Below are 1323 nucleotides of genomic sequence, written 5' to 3' on the forward strand. Positions count from 1 at the left end.
ATCAGCTCGATCGCCATCAGCATGACGATCAAATTCTTGCGATTGGCGATGATGCCGAACACGCCCAGCGCGAACAGGATCGCCGCAACGACGAGATAATGCGTGAGCCCGATCATCGTGAGATATCCATAAATCCGTTCGGGCTGAGCTTGTCGAAGCCCCCTCGCCACAAACACCGGCCCCACTTGCGGCACGAGCCCTTCGACAGGCTCAGGGCGAGCGGGAAAGAAGCCACGATCACAATTCCACCCCTGCGCCGACGGTCGGCCGCGTGTTGCGCGTTGCATCCTGTGGACGCCGCGCATTCTGCCGCGCGACGTTCTGCTGGCGCGAGCCCTTGCGTTCGCGGTGCGTCAGCACGATCGCGCCGATCATCGCAACCAGCAGCACCAGCCCGGCCCCCTCGAACACGAACAGATAGCGCGTGTAGAGCAGCATCCCCAGCGCCTCGATATTGGGCACCGTCTCCGGCGTCGGCGCCGCACGGCGGGCGAGTTCGATCTTGCCCGCGCTCCATGCGCCGAACGCGACCATGATCTCGGCCGCCAGCCCGACCGCGAGCAACGCCCCGATCCCAGCATAGCGCACGAAGCCGCTGCGCAATTCGGAGAAATCGACGTTGAGCATCATCACGACAAACAGGAACAACACCGCGACCGCGCCGACATACACGATCACCAGCAGCATCGCGATGAACTCGGCGCCGACCAGCACCATCAGCCCGGCGGCGTTGAAGAAGGCGAGAATCAGCCACAGCACGGCATGGACCGGGTTGCGCGCCGTGATGGTGAGCGCAGCGGACGCGATGACGAGCGTCGCGAACAGGTAAAAGGCAATTGCCTGGATCATGCCAGCAGCCCCGCCGCGCCAGCGGCAACCATGTGCCTCCGCGCCTCCGCGCCTCTGCGCGAACCCGAATCTTCTTTTCTTCGCGTCTTCGTGTCTTCGTGTGAGAAAATTTTGCTCACACAAAGACACAAAGGCACAAAGAAGGAAGACACGAACCGGCTCGCCGTCACTCGACCGCGAAAGTCGCCCTCGCGGCAGGAGAACCCGGCTTGCGCCGGGTTGGTGGAATGAAGGTGAATCATCGGGGTTCCTGCGTTTACGGGGCGCTTAACGGTACGGTGCATCGGCGGCAAGGTTCGCGGCGACAGCACTTTCCCAGCGATCGCCATTCGCGAGCAGTTTCGCCTTGTCGTAGATCAGTTCCTCGCGCGTTTCGGTCGCATATTCGAAGTTCGGACCCTCGACCACCGCATCGACCGGGCACGCTTCCTGGCACAGCCCGCAGAAGATGCACTTGGTCATGTCGATGTCGTA

Annotated in this window: 2 protein-coding genes; both read right to left on the bottom strand. The window is 62.4% G+C overall.

Annotation, left to right across the window (positions count from 1 at the left end):
• Positions 1-237 precede the first annotated feature (237 nt).
• Positions 238-849, bottom strand: a complete 612-nt coding sequence (locus tag ABWP09_RS10780; RefSeq protein WP_353205145.1) for an NADH-quinone oxidoreductase subunit J — start codon at positions 847-849, stop codon at positions 238-240.
• A gap of 267 nt (positions 850-1116) precedes the next feature.
• A partial coding sequence (locus ABWP09_RS10785; protein ID WP_353205146.1) for a 4Fe-4S binding protein occupies positions 1117-1323 on the bottom strand: 207 nt, incomplete at its 5' end.

Origin of the sequence: Sphingomonas sp., assembly GCF_040398505.1 — a bacterium.
In the GTDB taxonomy this organism is placed as follows: Bacteria; Pseudomonadota; Alphaproteobacteria; order Sphingomonadales; family Sphingomonadaceae; genus Sphingomonas.

What these genes read in the sequence shown, in the direction of transcription:
- ABWP09_RS10780 (WP_353205145.1), bottom strand. Translation starts at nt 849, where the DNA reads ATGATCCAGGCAATTGCCTTTTACCTGTTCGCGACGCTCGTCATCGCG.